The sequence below is a fragment of the Streptomyces sp. NPDC054840 genome, assembly GCF_053611065.1.
The window spans coordinates 1-2649 of record NZ_JBSGZP010000851.1 but is presented as its reverse complement, the minus strand read 5'-3'; the positions used below and the strand labels follow the sequence as shown (position 1 = coordinate 2649).

The following is a 2649-nucleotide window of genomic DNA, read 5'->3' as shown; positions in this document are numbered from 1 at the left end:
GGAGATCACCACCCGGGCCCGGGAACGGGCCCAGGAGGCGGACCTGCTGCGCTTCGGACTGGACGAGATCGCGGCCGTGGAACCGGTGGCCGGCGAGGACACCGAGCTCGCCGCCGAGGCGGAGCGGCTCGGGCACGCCGAATCACTGGCCTCGGCGGCGCAGCTCGCGCACGCCGCGCTCGCCGGCAACCCGGAGGACCCGGAGGCCATAGACGCGAACATGCTCGTCGCAGGCGCCCACCGGGCCCTGGAATCCGTACGCTCCCACGACCCGGCCCTCGGCGCGCTCGCCGAACGGATCGGGGAGCTGGGCATCCTGCTGTCCGACGTGGCCGGGGAACTGGCCGGCTACGCCGACGACCTGGACGCCGATCCGCTGCGGCTGGCCGCGGTCGAGGAGCGGCGGGCCGCCCTGACGCAGCTCACCCGCAAGTACGGCTCCGCGGGCACCGTGGACGCCGTACTGGAGTGGGCCGAACAGGGCGCGGCACGGCTGCTGGAACTGGACGGCGACGACGAGCGGATCACCGAGCTGACCGCCGAGCGAGACGGACTGCGCGGTGAACTGTCGCTGCTGGCACAGGCACTGACGGACGCCCGGGTGGAAGCCGCGACGCGCTTCGCCTCCGCGGTGACGGAGGAGCTGGCCTCACTGGCGATGCCGCACGCCCGCGTGACCATCGACGTCCGGCAGGCCGACGACCCCGACGGAGTGGACGTGGACGGCCGCCCTGTCGCCTACGGCCCTTCGGGCGCGGACGAGGTGGAACTGCTGCTGGCCCCGCACCCCGGAGCCCAGCCGCGGCCGATCGCCAAGGGTGCCTCGGGCGGTGAGCTGTCCCGGGTGATGCTGGCCGTCGAGGTCGTCTTCGCGGGCTCCGACCCGGTACCCACCTACCTCTTCGACGAGGTCGACGCCGGCGTCGGCGGCAAGGCGGCGGTCGAGGTGGGCCGGAGGCTGGCGAAGCTCGCCAAGTCGGCGCAGGTCGTGGTCGTCACCCACCTGCCGCAGGTGGCGGCCTTCGCCGACCGTCAGCTGCTCGTCGAGAAGACCAACGACGGCTCCGTCACACGCAGCGGGGTCACCGTCCTGGAGGGCGAGGCCCGGATCCGCGAACTGTCGCGCATGCTGGCCGGCCACGAAGACTCGGTCTCGGCGCGGGCCCACGCCGAGGAACTGCTGGCGGCGGCGCGCGCGGACGCGTGAGACGCGCGATGGCCGGGGCCCGGAACGTACGGCGCTCCGGGCCCTTCGCCGTGCCCGGGACGGCCGCGCGATGGTCCGTGTGGGTGAGGCTGACGGGCGTCCTGCGGTATCTCGTACGGGATCCGCACCCGTATGGTCCCGGAACGCGCGTGCGGACTGGCATCCTTGGCGACGTCTCTGACTCCCTCACCCTGGAGCTTCGGCCCGTGAGCAGCTCCCCGGTCTCCACCTCCCTCCCGGCCCAGCCCTACGGCCGGCCGCCGTTGCGCACCGTGCACGTACTCGGCAGCGGTGCGGGCGCGGGCAGCAGCGCCCACGTACGGTCGCTCGCGACCGGCCTCGCGGCGCGCGGGGTACGGGTCACGGTGTGCGCGCCCGTCCAGGCGGAGGGGGAGTACGACTTCACCGGCGCCGGGGCGCAGTTCGCACCCGACGCGGTCAGTGTGCTGCGAGCCGCCTGCGCCGGAGCGGACCTCGTGCACGCGCACGGCGTACGCGCCGGGATGCGCGCCGCGTTGGCCATACGGGGGCGCCGGGTGCCGCTGGTGGTGAGCTGGCACGGCGAGGGTCCGACGGCGGCCGGAGCGCTCGGGCGGCTGAGCCGGATGCTGGAACGGCACGTCGCCCGGGCCGCGGCGGTGGTGCTCGGGGCCTCCTCGGACCAGGTGGACGCAGCACGGCTGCGCGGCGCCAGGGACGCGCGACTGGCCCCGGTGGCGGTACCGGCCGACGCGGCGGGTCCGGAGGCGGCGGCCGACCCCGGCAAGGTGCGGGCGGAACTCGGCGCGGTGGAACGGCCGCTGCTGATCGCCGTCGGCAGCCTGGTGCCGCACCGGGGGTACTCCGTACTGCTCGACGCGGCACGCCAGTGGCGCGGCCTGGACCCGGCGCCGCTGCTGGTGATCGCGGGAGAGGGGCCGCTGCGGGCGGAGCTCTCCCGGCGGATCGAGGCGGAGGGGCTGCCGGTACGCCTGCTGGGGCGCCGCCGGGACGTGGCCCAGCTGCTGGCGGCGGCGGACCTGGCGGTGCTGCCGAGCCGGTGGGAGGCGCGGGCGTTGCCGGCGCAGGAGGCTCTGCGGGTGGGCGTACCGCTGGTGGCCACGGCCGTGGGCGGTGTCCCGGAGCTGGTGGGGGAGGGCGCGGTCCTGGTCCCGCCGGGCGAGGCGGGCCCGCTCGCCTCGGCCGTGACCGGCCTGCTGTCCGACCCGGACCGCCGGGCCGCGCTGGCGGTCGCGGGGCGCGCGCAGGCCGCGACGTGGCCGTCGGAGGACGACACCGTCGCCCAGGTCCTGTCCGTCTACGACGAACTGATGGAACGAACCCGCCGCTAAGGGCTGTCCCGTCATCCCCGGCGGGCGCACGGCGCCGGCCACGACACCTCGCCGCATTGTCGGAACGCCCGAATACGCCCAGTACGGGGGCGCCCCTCCGCCTTGCGATGC

General features: G+C 75.7%; 2 protein-coding genes. Both read left to right on the top strand.

The features are described 5' to 3' along the window. A partial coding sequence (locus ACWGIU_RS35020; protein WP_453712134.1) for a DNA repair protein RecN occupies positions 1-1207 on the top strand: 1207 nt, incomplete at its 5' end. 206 nt (positions 1208-1413) lie between these two features. Next, positions 1414-2538 carry a glycosyltransferase family 4 protein gene (locus ACWGIU_RS35015; RefSeq protein ID WP_453712133.1) on the top strand — a complete coding sequence of 375 codons (1125 nt, stop codon included), beginning with the start codon at positions 1414-1416 and terminating at the stop codon, positions 2536-2538. Positions 2539-2649: the final 111 nt, after the last annotated feature.